Source organism: Vibrio sp. D173a, assembly GCF_030248475.1.
On the sequence record NZ_JAHGAH010000377.1, the window covers coordinates 1 to 1,268 of the forward strand.

Annotated in this window: 1 protein-coding gene and 1 pseudogene; both read left to right on the forward strand. The window is 40.1% G+C overall.

Going from position 1 to position 1,268, the window contains the following annotated elements:
• Positions 1-152: 152 nt before the first annotated feature.
• Positions 153-275, forward strand: a pseudogene (locus tag KIV40_RS25970) (IS30 family transposase); the annotation flags it as partial.
• Positions 276-334: 59 nt separating this feature from the next.
• Positions 335-955: a hypothetical protein gene (locus KIV40_RS25975; RefSeq protein ID WP_285352072.1), complete on the forward strand. Its 621-nt coding sequence runs from the start codon at positions 335-337 to the stop codon at positions 953-955.
• The last annotated feature ends 313 nt before the right edge of the window (positions 956-1,268 follow it).

Genomic DNA, 1,268 nt, shown 5'->3' on the forward strand with positions numbered 1-1,268 from the left:
CATTGGGGTCCACTTCTATTAGTCTTGTGGATAGGCAACAAAGGCTCAATTTTCGCCCAAAGGGCATCAGAGATTAGGTATTGTGTTGAACTCATTTATAGTATTTCAATAGGTGCTAATTTAACTCAGACAACACCTATTGAGATAGGTTCTTATCAACGGTAACAGACAGCGATATTGAATTCGCGGTATCACGGATAAATTATCGACCAAAAAAGTGTTTAGACTTCAAGCAACCAGCGATTGTCTTTAAAGAAATGGCATTGGCTGCTTGATATTGGAGAGTGTCGCTCTTCGCAGTTGAATTCGGGATTAAATAAAGGAAAAGGGATTTATGTATAAATTATGCTTTATTGCACTATTAACAATTATTTCAGGCTGTAGTAGTCAGGTATACCGCCAAGCAGGCAGCGATAAAATTTCTGTACCATTCCCTGAAGATAAGGCAATTGTTTTGATTGATGCAAAAGCAGAGTCTCATAGGTTATTTGGTGATACCAGTGGAACTATGTTAGTGGCTTTTAACCAGATTGATGGTAAGAAAAGCCAACGTGAACTTGTTTTAAGTTCTGAGTGGGAGTTTGCAACATACCCCGGAGCTATCATTCCAGGTTATAGCGGTGAAGAACCACACGACCTTCAGGCCTACCTTCTTAAACCAGGAAGATATGTTGTCGTACGTTGTATATACGAAGCACCAGAGGCAGAGTATTGTCCAGCAGGGTATTGGACGAATAATGGTAAACAAGTCGGCGTAGCTTATTTTGAAGTTAATGCAGGAGAGGTTATCAATACTGGACAACTTAAGGTTATTCGTACCGTAAAGCCTTTGGGAGGTTCAACATATAATGTAAACGTCATTAATAATCAAAATGATGCCAAAAAATATATAAGTAACAATTGGCCTAGCTTAGCTGATAAATTGAAATATAAACCTCTAAAATTTGCATATTAAATATACTTGCTAACTTTTTAATACGCATCTAAACCATTACTTTTGCTAGTGCGATGCTACTTTTCGCACTAGCTCTTCGCAGGAACTCTGCCATACCTATAATTATTCATGGTTTCCTAATTTAGTAAAATCGCTGGCACGTTTCTGTCCGTGCGACGTGAAGTCGCATGAAGCGCTGTTCACCGCGATAAGAGTGAACCGTTTGTATCACCAGACGACCCTAAGGCTCTGAATAAAGCAGCGAGCCTGACAATGTAACGAAGTTTGGCACTGTGCCAAACGGGAGCAGAACCGTGAGGGAATGCTCCTCCTG

Excerpts from the sequence above, each read along its gene's own strand:
- KIV40_RS25975 (WP_285352072.1), top strand. The coding sequence starts at position 335 with ATGTATAAATTATGCTTTATTGCACTATTAACAATTATTTCAGGCTGT.